Origin of the sequence: Clostridium sp. AF22-10 (assembly GCF_003478725.1) — a bacterium.
Classification (GTDB): domain Bacteria; phylum Bacillota; class Clostridia; order Lachnospirales; family Lachnospiraceae; genus Otoolea; species Otoolea fessa.
This window is the reverse complement of record NZ_QUFZ01000007.1, coordinates 145,783-161,796: the sequence shown is the minus strand read 5'-3', so window position 1 is coordinate 161,796 and position 16,014 is coordinate 145,783. Positions and strand designations below refer to the sequence as shown.

Sequence of the window (16,014 nt, the reverse complement as noted above, 5' to 3'; positions counted from 1 at the left end):
ATAGGCGGTCAAAAAAGTTGAGTACTTAACTTTTTTGACTCTGTATAGTGTGAGACTATTATGGCAGAAAAAGGAGTGGAGGAACAGGTACTTGCTATGGAGCGTTTACTGCTATTCTGTGCCGTCAGAGTGATATATGTACTACCGAAAAAGAAAGGCAGGTACATATTATGAAAAATGGAATCAGATTTACACTGAAACCAAAGCAAAGACCGAAGCTGGCACAGAAGATTGGCAAAATACTTGGAACAGCACCGAATTATGAGCGGGTGCCAAGCTGTGCATACGATATTGCAGGATACCGACTGGACAAAGAGGGCGTGCTGCACATCCCAGAGGGAGTAGCGGTAGAAATGGTAGAACACTTAATTCGGCAATTACGAGAGTGTGGTTTTCAGGATGATGCGGAATTTACTGAAGAAGTCCCAATGCAGCAGGACAAGCTCACAATAGCAGTTCCGAGAGCATGCCTTACGGATACGGCATTGGAAAATCTACAGAAGATCATAACAAATAAGCAGACGCTTTTCCAAAAGGCATTTCAGACGGACAGCACCGAGGTTGAAATCACAGAGGAGAAAATTAACTTTGCATGGTTTCCATATACGGAAGATGGTGACGAGATAGCAGCATACACGCAATTTATCACAGGACTGTGTGATATGGCAAAAGATGCAAAAAGAGTATCATCAAAGCCGACCGAAACAGACAATGACAAATATGCTTTCCGATGTTTTTTGCTCAGGCTTGGCTTTATCGGAAATGAATATAAGACAGCAAGGAAGATTTTGCTTAGAAATCTGACTGGAAATTCAGCATTTCGTTATGAGAAATAAGGATAAAATCACACTGGGGTGTCGGTGCGGACCAATGCCCTTTTTCTATGAAAAATCAGTTGGGGCAACTTGTGGCAGATGATTTAGCTTATTCTTATAGAGCCTATATAGAAAATAACCTATATTACTTGCCACATCTTGCCCCAGTGTGAAAACAGCCGTGGTCACGCCCAGAGGTTGTCATTTTCTTCCTGTATTTTTCTGTGATAAGCTGTGCGGGATTTTCTGCGGTTTCGTTCCTTTTTACATTCTGGATTGTCACAGTATTTCTGACGGTTTCCGTTCTTGATGAATAGGCGGCCACAGCACTCACAGGTGGCAACACCAACCCGGTCCGCATAAGCAATCGGATAATCCGTAGGGATAGATACATATTGCGACAGGGCGAATCGGGCAGCATCGAATACAGAGTGAAAATCCGGCATGACCTTCAATTCTCCATTCTCATCTAATCCGAGCTTCATGGTTACTCCACTCATTTCATTCAGGTAAGCAGATATTTTACCGAGATGTTTCTGCATAGGAAATGAATTAAAATCTGCAAATTTATTTGTCCATGTGATCTGTGCAAGTTCTGCAGAAACATCAAGCTGTTCCAGACATTTTTTGAACATAAGGACAACAAGAGTGTCACGGTACAGTTTTTCTAAATCATCTCTCATCTCTTTTACAGCGAAAGTAAAACTTCCAAGAATATTGGTAGACACATCCCAATATTCTGCATCTTTATCTATACCCCATTTATACACATATCGGATTTGACGATGCTGAGGAAGAACTGAAGCGAATGGAAGACTTCGGAAAGGCACAGGCGGAGGTTGAACAGAAGAAGGAGAAACCGATGTCGCAGAAGATGTTTAAGGTAATTTGATATAGAAGATAGATAATGCTCCGGCTTGGCTGGGGCGTTTTTTCTATGGAAAAAGAAATAATCTATTGGTATAATATAATTGGAAGTTTATATGAAAAAGAGGTGAGAATAATCAAAATTCTATTTTGGAACATATATAATAAAAATCTAATTAGTCCACTAATTGATATGATAAAGGAAAATCAATTAGATATAGTTTCTTTGGCTGAAGCTGAAAATTTGGATATAACTGCAATATTGAATCATCTCAAATTAAGTGGTAATGAATGGAACGATATTCAGATTAGCCCGCAAAATGATATTAGAGTGTTGGCAAAGAAAGAAATTAAGATTATTCCATATAAAGAAGATGGGCATTATTCCATTTATAAGATAAAAAAATATGATAAAGTTGATTGTCTATTAGTAGTTGTTCATCTTTTGAGTAAAAAGACAAAATCTAATGAGGCACAATATAACCGTGCGAATGACATAGCTAGGGAATTGAATAAATATGAACAAGAATTTTTTGAAAATAATGAAAAACGGACAATTATAGTAGGGGATTTTAATATGCAACCATATGAGGCTGGAATATGTAGCGGTTATGGTTTTAATGCAACAATGTCAGCTAGTCATGCGGCTAAGAAAACTAGAAAAATTGATGGGAGAACAACATATCTTTATTTTAATCCTATCTGGGCTTTAATGGGTGCAAATAAATTAGTTCAAGGTTCTTACTATAATTCAGGAGACAAAGATGACCATGCAATATACTGGTATTCATTTGATTCAGTATTATTAAGACCATGTTATATTGATAAGTTTAACTGGGACTACTTTGAAATAATAGAAAAGACAGAGAATCACAACTTTGTTCCCAATACAACAATTGATAAAGAAAAATATTCTGATCATTTGCCAATAAAATTTGAAATTATAGGAGGATGAAAATATGGCTATAGATTTATGGGGATTTAAAAATGTAAAAGATTTGGAAAAAAATACTAGCGACTTTCCAGAAACAATCTTAAAAGAGCAGATATCTGCATTAGGAGATAAAACGGGATTTGTGCTTTATGGAAAACCTATTTATATGAAAGTGACAAATCATGAAGTTGAATATGGTGCAGCAACAATATTTAATGTAATAGTTCCGGCATTGGATGACTATAGTAAGACAGTGCTAATTATGTATTCTAATTTTGAACAGAATTATCCAGTTGCGATTTCAGTAGGGAAATCTTTCTCTGAGGATATGGATTTTTTTTGCCCGCAGTATGAATGTAAAAATATAGATGAATTTAAAGATGCATTGAAGAAAATCCTCAGTTCAGATGAAGTTATGGAAACCATTAAAACATTATATTCAAAGGCTAATATGTTGGGAAATTAAGCAGCATTAGTTAGCTCATTTATAATGGCTGCAGATAGGAGGTTATCAAATGTCACTTCAAGATATTTTACCATATAGATTACCGAATCATGTAGGAAAGCGTTTGATAGATCCGCATGTGGTCATTGTAGGTGCAGGTGCATCTATTGCTGCTTGTGAGATAGATAAAAATGGAAAGAAAGTTCCATTATTAAAAAATATACACAACATTCTTGGCCTTACGGATGAATTGAAAAAATATAATTTTTCGGATGAACAGATGGAGGATTTTGAAAAATTATTTTCTGATATAAATGGAAAAACTGAGTATAGAGATTTACAGAAAAAATTAGAATATGAAGTGTGCGATTATTTTAGCAAATTGCAGATTCCAGATGAACCAACATTATATGATTATTTGATTTTGTCGTTGACTGAAAAAGATGCAATAATATCATTTAACTGGGATCCATTTTTGATGCAAGCATATAAAAGAAATATATGTGTTGGGAATTTACCTGAGTTAATATTTCCGCATGGTAATGCTGGAGTCGGTTTGTGCTATGAGTGCAAAATAAAAGGGTATGCAAATTGTCTTTGTCCGAAATGTTTTAAAGAACTTGAGCAAATGCCATTGCTATATCCTATAGGAAAGAAAGACTATAATAGCAAGCCGATAATTGTTAATGAATGGAATTTGGCGAAATCTGTGTTGTCTAGGGCGGCGGGGATTACAGTATATGGTTATGGTGCTCCTGTTACGGATGTTGAAGCGGTGGAATTGATGAAATCAGCCAATCATTTAAGCCAGATGAAAGATATTGCTCCATTTACAATTATAAATTTGGCAAAAAATGAAGGTGAGCAGAGAAAAAAATGGTCTGAATTTTATGATGTAAAAATGTTTCTGTATTGTAATAAATTTGAAGAAACAATGCTGTGGAAAAATCCTAGAGTGAGTTTGGAAGCCTTGTTTGATGCGATTCTTCAGCAACAACCAAGAAGTGAAGAAAAGTCATTTAGAGAATTTTCAACGCTAACAGAGTTACAAGAATTTGTTAAGACCATTACAGAGTTTGATATGTGTATTTAAAATCCTTAGTAGTAAGCCTACCTCGTTTTACTACTAATTTTACTACTAACAGCCCGCAACAACTTGCTCCATCTTGCCCTATTTTGCCAAGATGCCATCCCAAACACACATTCTACAAATCCCCGGAATCCCTTGCAAAACAGGGCATTCCGGGGAAAATCAAGGAGAAATAAAACAATGATAAAAGTATTATTCATCTGCCACGGCAGGATTTACCGGGCATGATGAAAAGTCTCAAATCGTCTCATAAGCCCCGTTTTTAAGCGTTTTTTGTGCTTCAGTCTCAAATTTACCAAAGATTTACCAATATTTCTGGAGAGCCAGACTTGCAAAAAAATGAGCCAGAATGAGGAGATAAAACATGAGCGAATTGAAACCAAGAATAACGGAAAACGGAATTGATTATATCTTTGTTGGAGATTACTACATCCCAGACCTGAAACTGCCGGAAGAACACCGCCCCATTGGAAAGTATGGACGGCTGCACCGGGAATATTTAAGGGAAATCCATCCAGCCCGATTGAACACATTGACCTTGACTGGGGAGTTATGGACATATCTTTCAGACCTGAACGAACAGGCACAGGAACGGTTAGACACCATCATGGAGCAGATGAAAATTGCCGAGGGCGTAACCGAGGAATTAAAGTGTACCCGTCAAATGGAATGGGTGCGGCGGTGCAATAATATCCACAATCGGGCAGAAGAAATTGTTTTGCATGAGATAATTTATTCATAATAGTATGGTGTCAGGATTATGACAAATCAGAGGTTAAAAGGTGCGTTATGTTAAAAAGCATAGGGTTATATTTTAGAAAAATAGACTTTCTGAATTTTGCAGTTGGAGCTATAATGCCAATCATTGTATTGTTTATAGTTTATTCATCAGTCAAATCAAATATAATTCTTCAAGACACTGATTTTTTATCACTGTTGATGAATCATAAAGGGAAATTCATATTTTACTTTTTCGTGTCCTTTATTGAAGAAGTTATTTTTAGAGGAATTATTTTTGGGCTGTTGCTGCAAAAATGTAAAAATAAGTATTTGAGTTGCGTAATAGCTGCACTTATTTTTACACTACCACATATTTTTAATACCGATAATATTTCTGTTCTGGTAATGTTTATTTTTCCTTTTCTATATGGAATATTTGCTAATGAAATGTTTTACACTACAAAGAGTATTTGGATGCCCACAGGATTTCATTGGTTATGGAATTATACAATAACAAGTTTGTTTCTTGTTACAGGAACACAAAGTTTCATATATGTACATATCATAGCAGCAATGATTATAATGATACCGTTGTTTTACATTGTTATTGGGAAAACACGCGTAGAATGATTATGACAAATTAGAAGTTTTGGAGGTAGAAAAACGTGTATAGAATATATAGTGCACTTATCGAAATTGTTGCGGCAGCTGTTTTTATAATTCCTATTTGGTGCATATATAACAAGTTATGTTTTCATAGCTGGAAACGAACTATTATTTATATGGTATTTGGGTTTTATTTTACTGCAGTCTTAGCACTTGTAGGCTTTCCTAATATAGCATCTCTGAAAATTGATTTTGCAGTGAACATTATCCCGTTTTTGGATATGGTTTCGGATTTCATTAATGCTTGTTTGAATATACTTTTATTTGTTCCATTTGGTTTCTTTTTGCCGATATTGTGGGATAAATTTAGAAACATTAAAAATATTGCCTTAATGGGATTTATAGTTACAAGTTTAATTGAAATATCACAGATTTTTACTTTTAGAACGAGTGATATAAACGATATTATTACAAATACTGTTGGTACTATAATTGGATATTTTATTGTACATAGGATAACTGATAATTTTACGAAGCGAATCTTTTCAAATTCAAAAATGGGTGACTTTTACATAATATGTGTATCGGTAGCACTTATTATGTTCTTCCTTCAACCATTTATTTCATCATTGTTATGGAAAATGGTGCTGTAACTTCCAGTTTTCCACTCTGAAAACTTAACTGAATAACCCCAGCACAAACCGCTGCTACATGGAAGCCAACAAACCATGCAACAGCGGTTTTTCTTTATCGTTTTTTCCTCTGGCTGATAGGCGTTCCCATTTTCTTTGACTTTTTGAGAATCCGAATTAGCCAGCGAAATTCTTCATCTGACAGATTTTTATAGTTGATACCAAGCTGTTTGCAGTAAAGGACAACGAGCTTTTCATCCCGGCTACCCTTGAAGTTTTCGACCGCTTCCAGATTTTCTTTCAGTTCATTGGCAACGGTGGTCTGGGGTGCACTCTCACTGTCCTTTTTATGGGCTTCTCGAATATCCCGGATAATGAGATTGAGGTCATCCCGTACCATGTGACTGAAATATTCATCATCACTGATATGGGCGGCTTGCAGCACTTTCAAATGGGGGTCATCTTCGCCGGGGCGATACCGTTCAATGATTTCATGCCGGACGGTATCAACAAGTGCATTGAGGTTTTGAATCTGCATGGTGGCAATCCCGTCCACATAAATCTCAATGTCTGCAAGAAACTTGATAAAATCCTTATGTGTGGCAAGTTCACACAGCAGACGGTTGTTAATCCGACCGCTTTTCAGAAGTGCTACCATCTCATCACTCAAATGCAGCTCCCTTAATGGCGTGTTGATCTCCGCCCGGTTCTCTGTCCGGCAAAAGAGATAATCGAGGGACACCTCATAAAAATCTGCCAGCAGGATAAGGTTGCCATGATTGATTTCCTTATAGTCATCTTTTTCATAACTGCCAAGAGCCGATTTTGAAATACCCGTTTGCTCTGCCAGTTCTTCCAGTTTTAATCCTTTGTTTAATCGTAAATCTTTTAGCCGTTCCTGTATTGTAGTAGCTCCGTTCATTGAAGCAGTTCCCCCTTCTGACAACATTTATAACCGTTGAATTGATTATACCATATCAATTCCGCAATCGTGGAAATTTCTGATTTTTACCCCTAATTCCTACTTTGTGGACATACGGCATAGGGCACAAAAATGTTCTATGATACAGGTAGTTCATCGATGGATTATTCCAATCGAATGACCAGCCTGTGTGGGATATGCTTCCCCGGCGATGTAGTGCCATGACTTTTGGCAGGGATGTGGAGGAACCCTGACCGAAACGAGCATACCAAAGGGAGCGATACGCCGCTGTGAGATTCAGGGGAGGAACGACACCGGGGAGAACTGGCGAACTGACACCGAAATGATACCGAAACACGACAATCTGATAGGGGGATAGTCTACCCTATCGCTGATACTTCGGGAGATTTTAGGCGGCTCTATGGCTGTAATTTTGCCGAAAATCGCCCCGAAACCATACACGAAAACGGAAGGAAGCGCAATATGCCGAGAATGAGCAAAAAGAGGAAGCATGAGCTTTCTTTTTACCTCAATGACCGGGGGCGTGTCACTTACAACGAATTATGCCGGAAATGCCAGCATGGGTGCAAGCAGAGCTTCCGGGCGGTTGTGATTGACTGCCCCCGTTATTTATCCAAACGAGCAAAGAAAAAGGAGGAACACACCGAATGAATTTTGAATTTATGACGATAGACACACCATTGCCGCCCTGTATGGCTTTTCCAAGAGCGTTGACAGGGTTTCCAGTCAGCAGCACCGCAAAGGTCATGTACTGCCGGATGTTGGACGCTATGCTCTCCAATGGGCAGGAGGACGAGAACGGAATCCTGTTTGTCTGCTTCCCTGTCACAGCCATTGCCGCAGTCCTGTCCCGCAGCTCTATGACGGTCAAGCGTTCTTTGAATGAACTGGAAAACGCCGGACTTATCATGCGGGTGCGTCAGGGCGTTGGAGAACCAAACAGGATTTATGTGTTGATACCGGGAAAGGAGGACGCTGCCCTTGCCTGATACCTCAAAGCTGGAAAAGCTCAACCGGGAGCTGGAGAAAAGCGAAAAGAAACTGCGGAAAGCCATCAATGATGAAAAGGCATTGCAGCACCAGTTAAAGCAGCTTACCCGAAAGGAACGGACGCACCGGCTCTGTACTCGTGGCGGTATGCTGGAAAGTTTTCTGCAAGAGCCGGAACGCCTGACAGATGATGATGTCATGCTGTTGTTGAAACTCATTTTTCACAGGCAGGACACGCAGGAACTATTGAAGAAACTGCTGGAACGGGAGAAGCCGGAAACCCCTTAGTTTACTAAGGGCGCAATTATACACCACCCAAAGGTGGTGCATTGCGTTCTCCGAAGGCTCCTCGCCGGAGGGCTGTGATTTTCCGCAGTCATGGTCTGCTCCAAATCAAACAGGGGACGCTACGCTTCCCCTGCGCTGGCTGCCGCCAGCTACCCTTTTGTGGACTTGCCATCTGGGGACACCTTGCGCTGCAAGCTGTTCCCATCTGACAAGTTTCATAAAATACGCTATCTTTTCGATAGGTAATAAAGTATAATGAAATCAATAACAAACTGGACTTGAATAACGGGAGGGACGCCTATGTTATGGTCTATTAGTGGTGGAGTTATAATTTTTGTTTTAGGTGTGTTTATTTTTTTAAAGCCAGATTTAGTGTGGAAATTAACAGAAGCATGGAAATCTTATCGTGCAGATGAGCCATCTGAGTTATATCTGAAAACCACAAAAATTGGCGGTATTTTATTTGCTCTATCAGGAATTGTTATGATAATACTACCCTTTATTTTGAAATAATAACTTTCAGATTGCATGACGAGCGACAAATCAATTTTAGGAGGGATATAGATGCCGGTTATCGAGATTATAACGATTGTATTTGCAGCGATTACAATTTATTTGTGTTATGACGAATATAAAAAAGGAAAAATGAGTTTGAGGAATTTCAAAATAGTTTCTATATGCGAAAGTCTTGCGATTTTAGGAATGATATTTTTGATAATTTGCTGTTATTCAAATATGAAATTATAATGGGGAGCTAAAAATACGAAATGATGAAATATCAATGTCCTTGCTGCGGATATTTTACCTATAATGTTCCGGCAAATGAAGATTGTGGGTATATCTGTCCCGTTTGTTTTTGGGAGAATGACCCGTTCATTGCTTCTGATAACGAACCAAGCGACTCTAATCATGGAATAACACTAAAAGAAGCAAAATTAAATTTCTCAACATTTGGAGCTTGTGAAAAAGAAATGGTGTGTTATGTCCGACTACCAAGAGATGATGAAAAAGAAATTTCATAGTAGTGTGTAAAGGAGAATCAAATGAAGCATAAAAAGTTTTTGTTAATTGCACTGATATGTTTAATCGGTATAGGTATTAGCTTTCTTTTGTTTTCTGCTCATAGACCATTCAAAGATTTAGAGGCAGCAGATATTACTTCGGCAAGTGTTCGGTTATCGCCACCTGATACAACAATTCAGATAGTAGAAACAGAGGAATTAGTATCATATCTCAATGAGGTAGTTATTTACAATAAGGACAACTCATATACAGAATATGCCGGACAAGCAGTTATTTTCACTCTGTCTTTGGCAGATGGTTCTCAAGTGGAGATTATAGCATACAATCCATTTATTATAATTGACGGTATTGGTTATAAATGCAAATATGAACCTTGTGAAGCTCTTAATCATTATGCTAATGAGCTAATGACAAGAGAACCATAATTTTTAAGTGTACCATCTACCCATCGGTCAACTTGTCCCGAACTTTTACAACTAAATATCCGCCGCCCTCACAGCGGCACACCGAGCAGGAAATCTGAAAAAGGTCTCCTGCTTTTTTTCTGCCCAAAATGAGGTGGTAAAACGCCACCCCATCCACCAAGCGTAGAAAGGAGGGACACGAAATGCCCTGTCCACACAATGAAATCACGATTGTGCAGCGCAGCCAGCGACAGTCTGCGGTTGCCGCCGCTGCTTACCAGAGTGGCGAAAAGCTGTTCTGTGAATACGACCAGCAAGTGAAGCACTACCCGGAAAAGCGTGGCATCGTCCACAATGAAATCCTGCTCCCGGCAAATGCCCCACGGTCGTATGCAGACCGCAATACCCTATGGAACGCCGCCGAAGCGATGGAAAAGCAATGGAACTCCCAGCTTGCAAGGAGGTGGGTGCTTACCATCCCAAGAGAGATACCACCCGACCAGTACGCTGTCCTTGTCAGGGAGTTTTGTGAACAGCAGTTTGTTTCCAAAGGCATGATTGCTGACTTTGCCATCCATGACCCCCATCCACCGGGACACAACCCCCACGCCCATGTCCTGCTCACTATGAGGGCAATGGACGAACATGGAAAATGGCTTCCCAAGAGCCGCAAGGTTTATGACCTTGATGAAAATGGGGAACGGATGAAACTTTCGTCCGGCAGGTGGAAAAGCCACAAGGAGGATACGGTTGACTGGAACGACCAGAAGTATTGTGAAATTTGGCGGCATGAATGGGAGGTCATCCAGAACCGCTATCTGGAAGCCAATGACCGCCCGGAGCGTGTGGACTTGCGTTCCTATGCCAGACAGGGGCTTGATATTATCCCCACTGTCCATGAGGGTGCTGCTGTCCGGCAGATGGAAAAGCGTGGTATCCAGACGAATATCGGCAACCTGAACCGGGAAATCAGAGCCGCCAACCGCCTGATGAAGTCCATCCGGCAGCTTATCCAAAACCTCAAAGGCTGGATTACCGAGCTGGGCGAAAAACGGAAAGAACTGCTTGCACAAAAAGAGGCGGAGGAAGCGACACTTCTTCCCAATCTGCTGATGAAGTACATGGAGATACGAAAGGAAGAACGGAAGGACTGGACGAGGGCTGGACAGAACCGGGGGACTTCACAGGACTTAAAAGCAGTCAGCGAAGCCTTGTCCTATCTCCGGCAAAAGGAGCTTTCCACTGTGAAGGACTTAGAAGCATTTCTGGAAGCATCCGGGAAATCAGCCGCAGGTTACCGCAATCAGATGAAGCCAAAGGAAGCCCGCAGCAAAGTGATTGACGGGATTCTTGCCAGCCGGACAGCCTGCAAGGAATGTAAGCCTGTTTATGAAAAGTACCAGAAAATATTTTTTAAGAAAACAAAGGAGAAATTCAAGCAGGAACACCCGGAGGTTGCCCGGTATGAGAAAGCCACTGCCTACCTTGCCAAGCACCCAGACGATAAGGACCGCACCCAAAAGAAGCTGCAACAGGAGCAGGAAACGCTTCTGGAAGAAATCGCAGCCCTGAAAACACCGCTGACCGAGGTGCAGGCTGATTTGAGGAAACTGCGGGACATCCGCTACTGGGTACGGAAAGCAACACCCGGCACAGAAGAAAGCAAAGAGCCGCCCAAGAAACAGCCCATCAAAGAAGTCTTGCAGGATAAGGCAGACGAGAAAAAAGAACAAAGAAACGCCCCGGCACAGGCGAAACACAGACAACAGGATATGGAACTTTAACAGGCACTTGCCATTTTCAATCAGAGAATGTCAGGTGCTTTTTTCTTTTTAAGGAGGGATAGATTTGAATGTATTTGAAGCTGTGAAGCAGTCCGTCACAACCAGACAGGCTGCGGAGCATTATGGAATCCATGCAGGGCGGAACGGGATGGCTTGCTGCCCGTTCCATCACGATAAAACCCCAAGCATGAAGCTGGATCGGCGTTACCACTGCTTCGGCTGCGGTGCGGATGGGGATGTGATTGATTTTGCCGCCGCCCTGTATGGGCTGGGAAAGAAAGAAGCCGCCGTACAACTGGCACAGGACTTCGGGCTTTCCTATGAGGACTGGAAACCGCCGGGAAAGGCAAAAAAGCCCAAGCCCCGGCAGAAATCCCCGGAGGAACAGTTTCAGGAAGCAAAAAACCGCTGCTTCCGTATCCTTGCCGATTATCTCCACCTGCTTCGGGCATGGAGAAAGGAATATGTACCGCACTCCCCGGAGGAAGCCTTTCATCCCCGGTTTGTGGAAGCCTTGCAGAAGCAAGCCCAAGTGGAATATCTGCTGGATGTGCTGCTGTTCGGGGAAACAGAGGAAAAAGCAGCTTTGATTACGGACTACGGAAAGGATGTGATACAGCTTGAACAGCGAATGGCAGAGCTTGCAGCTACAGACGCAACAAGAACTAAAAAACACCATGAATGCCATGCAGCCGCCCCAGAGCGCCCCTGAAATCAAGGCGGGGCTGGAAACCACCGAGAAAGGCGGTGTCCGTCAGAGCATACGGAACTGTCTGACCGTATTCCAGCGTGACCCGCTGCTTTCCGGGGCTATCGCATACAACATCCTAACTGACCGAAAGGACATCATAAAGCCCATCGGCTTCCACAGAGAAAGCACCGCCCTGAACGATACGGACATGAAGTATCTGCTTCTCTATCTGGAAGAAACCTACGGGCTTACCAATGAGAAAAAGATTGATAACGCCATCGGGATTGTGGCGAATGAAAACAAGTACCATCCCATCCGGGACTACCTAAGTGCCCTTGTGTGGGACGGGACAGAACGAATCCGTTTCTGTCTGCGGCACTTTCTGGGGGCTGACGCAGACGATTACACCTATGAAGCGTTGAAGCTGTTCCTGCTGGGTGCAATCTCACGAGCCTTTCAGCCGGGGTGCAAGTTTGAAATCATGCTCTGTCTGGTCGGCGGTCAGGGGGCTGGCAAGTCCACCTTCTTCCGTCTGCTGGCAGTCCGGGACGAGTGGTTCTCCGATGATTTGCGGAAGCTGGACGATGACAATGTGTACCGCAAGCTGCAAGGTCACTGGATTATCGAAATGTCGGAAATGATGGCAACCGCCAACGCCAAGAGCATTGAGGAAATCAAGTCGTTTTTAAGCCGGCAGAAAGAGGTTTACAAGATACCTTATGAAACCCACCCGGCAGACCGCCCCCGTCAGTGCGTGTTTGGCGGCACTTCCAATGCCCTTGACTTCCTGCCCCTTGATCGTTCCGGCAACCGCCGCTTTATCCCGGTCATGGTGTACCCGGAGCAAGCCGAGGTTCACATTTTGGAGGACGAAGCTGCTTCCAGAGCCTATATCGAGCAGATGTGGGCAGAAGCGATGGAGATTTACCGAAGCGGCAGGTTCAAGCTGGCTTTCAGCCCCGCCATGCAGCGGTATCTCAAAGAACACCAGCGGGATTTTATGCCGGAGGACACCAAAGCCGGAATGATACAGGCGTATCTTGATAAGTACACCGGGAGCATGGTCTGTTCCAAGCAGCTCTATAAGGAAGCCTTGAACCATGCTTTTGACGAGCCGAAGCAATGGGAAATCCGGGAAATCAACGAGATTATGAACCAGTGCATTTCCGGCTGGCGCTACTTCCCAAACCCAAGAATGTTTTCCGAATATGGCAGACAAAAGGGCTGGGTGCATGAAAACCCGGCAACGGACTCCGGCAACCCGTCTGAAAAAACGATGGACGGTTTTGTGGAGGTCACAGAACAGATGGAGCTTCCATTCTGAAAATGACAGCCCGTTGCCCCCCCCTGTTGCTATCCCGTTGCCGAGCCGGTTGCCGGGAAAAACCCCTTATTTCCGGGCTTTTCTCCCTTATAACAACCAAAACAACAGAAAAATAAAAGAAAAGTATAAATAGTAACCATCGCCAGATTGAGATTGTTTGCAAGGTCTTTTGAAGCCCGTTGCCGGACTTCGTTGCCGACACCCTCTGTCTGGCTATTTTCATGCATGGAGGATAACTGCCTATGGCGAATAATAAGATGAATATTGAAGGAAAAAATTACTCGGATATTCCGGTGTGGCGTAGATATACGCTTACCATTGAGGAAGCAGCCAGATATTATCATATCGGCGAAGGAAAATTGAGAACGCTTATTGACACACATCCCAATGAGGATTTTTATGTGATGAACGGCAATCGTGCCCTCATTAAGCGTGAGAAATTTGAGAGGTATCTGGATCAGGCTACTGCTGTGTAAACAGAGCTGACAGATTTACCGATTTCACATGATATAACTATGCGGAGAGCTGGATTTGTGCTATGATAAGAGCGCAAGTCTGGCTCTCTTTTTTGAAAGGAGAGTTCACGATGAGTGAGAAAAGACGAGATAACCGTAATCGGATTTTGCGAGAGGGCGAGTACCAGCGTAAAGATGGGAGGTATCGGTTCCGCTATATTGATGAGGACGGAAAAGAGAAAAATGTATATAGTTGGCGTTTGGACAAGAATGACCCAATGCCAAAAGGGAAGAAGCGGGAGCCTTCCCTGCGTGAGAAAGAAAAACAGATTGAAGCGGATTTGTTTGACTGTATCGTAACCAACGGTGGCAACTATACTGTTTTGGAACTGGTAGAAAAGTATGTTTCATTGAAAACAGGAGTTCGTCACAATACGGTTGCCGGATATAAAACGGTCATCAATATGCTGAAAAAAGAGAGTTTTGGGAATCTGCGAATTGATAAGGTGCGTTTGTCAGACGCAAAGGCATGGTTGATTAAGCTCCAACAAATTGATGGACGAGGATACAGTTCCATTCATTCGATCCGGGGAGTTCTCAGACCAGCATTTCAGATGGCAGTAGATGATGACCTGCTTCGCAAAAATCCATTTGAATTTGAGCTGGCATCCGTCATTGTTAATGATTCTGTTACCAGAGAAGCGATTACCCGAAAGCAGCAGAGAGATTTGCTGAAGTTTATTCAGGAGGATAAGCATTTCAGCAGATACTATGATGCAATCTATATTCTTTTTCACACAGGGCTTCGTATTTCAGAGTTCTGTGGGCTGACGATTTCGGAGATTGAGTTTGGAGAAATGCGTATTAAGGTAGACCATCAGTTACAGCGTACTGCACAGATGCAGTATGTAATTGAAGAACCAAAAACTGACAAAGGTATTCGCTATGTGCCGATGACGGAAGCTGTCGCAGCGTGTTTTCGCAGAATTATTGCCAACCGAAAGACACCAAAAGTTGAACCGATGGTGGAAGGATACGCTGGATTTTTATTTTTGGATAAAAACGATATGCCGATGGTTGCCCTTCACTGGGAGAAGTACATGGAGCATATCATTCAGAAATACAACAGGATTTACCGTATCCAGATGCCGAAAGTTACCCCTCATGTATGCAGGCACACCTTTTGCTCTAATATGGCAAAATCCGGGATGAATCCGAAAACCTTGCAGTATATCATGGGTCACGCAGACATCAGTGTAACCTTGAACACTTACACCCATGTGAATTTTGATGATGCAAAGGAAGAAGTATATCGGATAGCGAATAGTTAAAAAAGCCCGTTGGTAAGGACGCTTGCTTTACCAACGGATTTACCAAGATTGCAGGGAAAAACACAAGAAAATACGAGAAGATTTGAGAAGATACCTTGAAAAGAAAGGAAAACTCAAAAGTCGGAAAACCCTGAAATATCAAGCGTTTGAGAAGAAATACAAGATTTAAATGGAGATATAAAAAGATGATTAAAGTATTATTTGTTTGCCACGGCAACATCTGCCGTTCCACCCTAGCCCAAAGTGTCTTCACCCACAAAGTCGCATCCCAAGGGCTTTCCGCCCACTTCCTTATCGACAGCGCCGCTACAAGCACCGAAGAAATCGGCAATCCACCGCACCGGGGGACGGTGAATAAGCTGAGGAAGGTTGGAATTCCTCTGGTGCCGCACCGGGCGCGGCAGGTGACGTGGGCGGATTATGAGAAATTTGATTATATCATAGGTATGGACAGTGCCAATATCCGAAATTTAAACCGGATGCTGAAAGGCGATCCGGAGGGGAAAATATATAAATTCCTCACATTTGCAGGTTCAGACCGTGACATCGCAGATCCGTGGTATACGGGTGATTTTGACGCGACGTATGAAGATGTTCTGGAGGGCTGTGTGGGTTTTCTGGCATATCTGAAAGAACAGGGACAGATATAACCAAAAGTTTGATGAGTATCCA

Annotated in this window: 22 protein-coding genes; 19 read left to right on the top strand and 3 right to left on the bottom strand. The window is 42.3% G+C overall.

The features are described from left to right. The first annotated feature begins 170 nt into the window (after window positions 1–170). Entirely contained in the window at window positions 171–836 is a 666-nt protein-coding gene (locus DWX91_RS07275) for a hypothetical protein (protein ID WP_118468472.1), read from the top strand. A gap of 164 nt (window positions 837–1,000) precedes the next feature. Here the strand turns inward: DWX91_RS07275 and DWX91_RS07270 are convergent, their stop codons facing one another. Continuing rightward, window positions 1,001–1,498, bottom strand: a complete 498-nt coding sequence (locus DWX91_RS07270; protein WP_227589495.1) for a hypothetical protein — start codon at window positions 1,496–1,498, stop codon at window positions 1,001–1,003. Window positions 1,499–1,752: 254 nt separating this feature from the next. Here DWX91_RS07270 and DWX91_RS07260 point away from each other — a divergent pair, with 254 nt between their 5' ends. From DWX91_RS07260 to DWX91_RS07235, 6 genes are all read left to right on the top strand, one after another. Continuing rightward, window positions 1,753–2,637, top strand: coding sequence for an endonuclease/exonuclease/phosphatase family protein (locus DWX91_RS07260; protein WP_147352818.1), 885 nt, complete (start codon window positions 1,753–1,755; stop codon window positions 2,635–2,637). Between the two features lie 4 nt (window positions 2,638–2,641). Continuing rightward, the gene (locus tag DWX91_RS07255) at window positions 2,642–3,082 is read left to right on the top strand and encodes a hypothetical protein (RefSeq protein WP_118468468.1); all 441 of its coding nucleotides are present in this window, start codon (window positions 2,642–2,644) and stop codon (window positions 3,080–3,082) included. Window positions 3,083–3,131: 49 nt separating this feature from the next. Further along, complete coding sequence (locus DWX91_RS07250; protein WP_118468466.1) at window positions 3,132–4,154, top strand: hypothetical protein; 1,023 nt, start codon at window positions 3,132–3,134, stop codon at window positions 4,152–4,154. 361 nt (window positions 4,155–4,515) lie between these two features. Beyond that, entirely contained in the window at window positions 4,516–4,893 is a 378-nt protein-coding gene (locus DWX91_RS07245) for a TnpV protein (RefSeq protein WP_118468464.1), read from the top strand. A gap of 47 nt (window positions 4,894–4,940) precedes the next feature. Then, the gene (locus DWX91_RS07240; RefSeq protein WP_118468462.1) at window positions 4,941–5,501 is read left to right on the top strand and encodes a CPBP family intramembrane glutamic endopeptidase; all 561 of its coding nucleotides are present in this window, start codon (window positions 4,941–4,943) and stop codon (window positions 5,499–5,501) included. 35 nt (window positions 5,502–5,536) lie between these two features. Beyond that, window positions 5,537–6,130 carry a VanZ family protein gene (locus DWX91_RS07235; protein ID WP_118468460.1) on the top strand — a complete coding sequence of 198 codons (594 nt, stop codon included), beginning with the start codon at window positions 5,537–5,539 and terminating at the stop codon, window positions 6,128–6,130. A gap of 94 nt (window positions 6,131–6,224) precedes the next feature. Here DWX91_RS07235 and DWX91_RS07230 read toward each other — a convergent pair whose 3' ends face one another. After that, on the bottom strand, window positions 6,225–7,031 hold the full coding sequence (locus DWX91_RS07230; protein WP_118468458.1) for a helix-turn-helix domain-containing protein: 807 nt from the start codon (window positions 7,029–7,031) through the stop codon (window positions 6,225–6,227). Between the two features lie 483 nt (window positions 7,032–7,514). Between DWX91_RS07230 and DWX91_RS07220 the strand changes: the two genes are divergently transcribed. From DWX91_RS07220 to DWX91_RS07175, 9 genes are all read left to right on the top strand, one after another. Further along, window positions 7,515–7,703 carry a hypothetical protein gene (locus DWX91_RS07220; RefSeq protein WP_002304353.1) on the top strand — a complete coding sequence of 63 codons (189 nt, stop codon included), beginning with the start codon at window positions 7,515–7,517 and terminating at the stop codon, window positions 7,701–7,703. Beyond that, complete coding sequence (locus DWX91_RS07215) at window positions 7,700–8,041, top strand: DeoR family transcriptional regulator (RefSeq protein ID WP_005930726.1); 342 nt, start codon at window positions 7,700–7,702, stop codon at window positions 8,039–8,041. The genes DWX91_RS07220 and DWX91_RS07215 overlap by 4 nt, the downstream gene beginning before the upstream one ends. Then, window positions 8,034–8,330 carry a DUF3847 domain-containing protein gene (locus DWX91_RS07210; RefSeq protein ID WP_002594808.1) on the top strand — a complete coding sequence of 99 codons (297 nt, stop codon included), beginning with the start codon at window positions 8,034–8,036 and terminating at the stop codon, window positions 8,328–8,330. Before DWX91_RS07215 ends, DWX91_RS07210 begins: the two co-directional genes overlap by 8 nt. A 300-nt stretch (window positions 8,331–8,630) precedes the next feature. Next, the gene (locus DWX91_RS07205) at window positions 8,631–8,843 is read left to right on the top strand and encodes a DUF6199 family natural product biosynthesis protein (RefSeq protein ID WP_118468456.1); all 213 of its coding nucleotides are present in this window, start codon (window positions 8,631–8,633) and stop codon (window positions 8,841–8,843) included. A 254-nt stretch (window positions 8,844–9,097) separates the two neighbouring features. Further along, window positions 9,098–9,352 (top strand): CPCC family cysteine-rich protein, encoded by a 255-nt coding sequence (locus DWX91_RS07195; protein ID WP_118472994.1) that lies wholly within the window; start codon window positions 9,098–9,100, stop codon window positions 9,350–9,352. 21 nt (window positions 9,353–9,373) lie between these two features. Beyond that, window positions 9,374–9,778 (top strand): hypothetical protein, encoded by a 405-nt coding sequence (locus DWX91_RS07190; RefSeq protein ID WP_002594806.1) that lies wholly within the window; start codon window positions 9,374–9,376, stop codon window positions 9,776–9,778. 182 nt (window positions 9,779–9,960) lie between these two features. Beyond that, the gene (mobQ, locus tag DWX91_RS07185; RefSeq protein ID WP_118472995.1) at window positions 9,961–11,541 is read left to right on the top strand and encodes a MobQ family relaxase; all 1,581 of its coding nucleotides are present in this window, start codon (window positions 9,961–9,963) and stop codon (window positions 11,539–11,541) included. A 64-nt stretch (window positions 11,542–11,605) separates the two neighbouring features. Next, window positions 11,606–12,253, top strand: coding sequence for a CHC2 zinc finger domain-containing protein (locus tag DWX91_RS07180; protein ID WP_118472996.1), 648 nt, complete (start codon window positions 11,606–11,608; stop codon window positions 12,251–12,253). After that, window positions 12,219–13,556, top strand: a complete 1,338-nt coding sequence (locus DWX91_RS07175; RefSeq protein ID WP_118538579.1) for a virulence-associated E family protein — start codon at window positions 12,219–12,221, stop codon at window positions 13,554–13,556. Before DWX91_RS07180 ends, DWX91_RS07175 begins: the two co-directional genes overlap by 35 nt. Before the next feature lie 29 nt (window positions 13,557–13,585). Here DWX91_RS07175 and DWX91_RS07170 read toward each other — a convergent pair whose 3' ends face one another. Beyond that, window positions 13,586–13,783: a tweety protein gene (locus DWX91_RS07170; RefSeq protein WP_082868657.1), complete on the bottom strand. Its 198-nt coding sequence runs from the start codon at window positions 13,781–13,783 to the stop codon at window positions 13,586–13,588. A 15-nt stretch (window positions 13,784–13,798) separates the two neighbouring features. Here DWX91_RS07170 and DWX91_RS07165 point away from each other — a divergent pair, with 15 nt between their 5' ends. The 3 genes from DWX91_RS07165 (at window position 13,799) to DWX91_RS07155 (ending at window position 15,992) form a co-directional block, all read left to right on the top strand. Further along, window positions 13,799–14,032, top strand: a complete 234-nt coding sequence (locus DWX91_RS07165) for an excisionase (RefSeq protein ID WP_016218019.1) — start codon at window positions 13,799–13,801, stop codon at window positions 14,030–14,032. A gap of 110 nt (window positions 14,033–14,142) precedes the next feature. Continuing rightward, on the top strand, window positions 14,143–15,342 hold the full coding sequence (locus DWX91_RS07160; RefSeq protein ID WP_118538577.1) for a site-specific integrase: 1,200 nt from the start codon (window positions 14,143–14,145) through the stop codon (window positions 15,340–15,342). Window positions 15,343–15,527: 185 nt separating this feature from the next. Further along, a complete protein-coding gene (locus DWX91_RS07155) occupies window positions 15,528–15,992 on the top strand; it encodes a low molecular weight protein-tyrosine-phosphatase (protein WP_118472572.1) in 465 nt (154 codons plus the stop codon). Window positions 15,993–16,014 lie beyond the last annotated feature (22 nt).

Excerpts from the sequence above, each read along its gene's own strand:
- DWX91_RS07275 (WP_118468472.1), top strand. The coding sequence starts at position 171 with ATGAAAAATGGAATCAGATTTACACTGAAACCAAAGCAAAGACCGAAG.
- DWX91_RS07270 (WP_227589495.1), bottom strand. The coding sequence starts at position 1,498 with ATGAGAGATGATTTAGAAAAACTGTACCGTGACACTCTTGTTGTCCTT.
- DWX91_RS07260 (WP_147352818.1), top strand. The coding sequence starts at position 1,753 with ATGGAAAAAGAAATAATCTATTGGTATAATATAATTGGAAGTTTATAT.
- DWX91_RS07255 (WP_118468468.1), top strand. The coding sequence starts at position 2,642 with ATGGCTATAGATTTATGGGGATTTAAAAATGTAAAAGATTTGGAAAAA.
- DWX91_RS07250 (WP_118468466.1), top strand. The coding sequence starts at position 3,132 with ATGTCACTTCAAGATATTTTACCATATAGATTACCGAATCATGTAGGA.
- DWX91_RS07245 (WP_118468464.1), top strand. The coding sequence starts at position 4,516 with ATGAGCGAATTGAAACCAAGAATAACGGAAAACGGAATTGATTATATC.
- DWX91_RS07240 (WP_118468462.1), top strand. The coding sequence starts at position 4,941 with ATGTTAAAAAGCATAGGGTTATATTTTAGAAAAATAGACTTTCTGAAT.
- DWX91_RS07230 (WP_118468458.1), bottom strand. The coding sequence starts at position 7,031 with ATGAACGGAGCTACTACAATACAGGAACGGCTAAAAGATTTACGATTA.
- DWX91_RS07220 (WP_002304353.1), top strand. The coding sequence starts at position 7,515 with ATGCCGAGAATGAGCAAAAAGAGGAAGCATGAGCTTTCTTTTTACCTC.
- DWX91_RS07215 (WP_005930726.1), top strand. The coding sequence starts at position 7,700 with ATGAATTTTGAATTTATGACGATAGACACACCATTGCCGCCCTGTATG.
- DWX91_RS07205 (WP_118468456.1), top strand. The coding sequence starts at position 8,631 with ATGTTATGGTCTATTAGTGGTGGAGTTATAATTTTTGTTTTAGGTGTG.
- DWX91_RS07195 (WP_118472994.1), top strand. The coding sequence starts at position 9,098 with ATGATGAAATATCAATGTCCTTGCTGCGGATATTTTACCTATAATGTT.
- DWX91_RS07190 (WP_002594806.1), top strand. The coding sequence starts at position 9,374 with ATGAAGCATAAAAAGTTTTTGTTAATTGCACTGATATGTTTAATCGGT.
- mobQ (WP_118472995.1), top strand. The coding sequence starts at position 9,961 with ATGCCCTGTCCACACAATGAAATCACGATTGTGCAGCGCAGCCAGCGA.
- DWX91_RS07175 (WP_118538579.1), top strand. The coding sequence starts at position 12,219 with ATGAATGCCATGCAGCCGCCCCAGAGCGCCCCTGAAATCAAGGCGGGG.
- DWX91_RS07170 (WP_082868657.1), bottom strand. The coding sequence starts at position 13,783 with ATGCATGAAAATAGCCAGACAGAGGGTGTCGGCAACGAAGTCCGGCAA.
- DWX91_RS07165 (WP_016218019.1), top strand. The coding sequence starts at position 13,799 with ATGGCGAATAATAAGATGAATATTGAAGGAAAAAATTACTCGGATATT.
- DWX91_RS07160 (WP_118538577.1), top strand. The coding sequence starts at position 14,143 with ATGAGTGAGAAAAGACGAGATAACCGTAATCGGATTTTGCGAGAGGGC.
- DWX91_RS07155 (WP_118472572.1), top strand. The coding sequence starts at position 15,528 with ATGATTAAAGTATTATTTGTTTGCCACGGCAACATCTGCCGTTCCACC.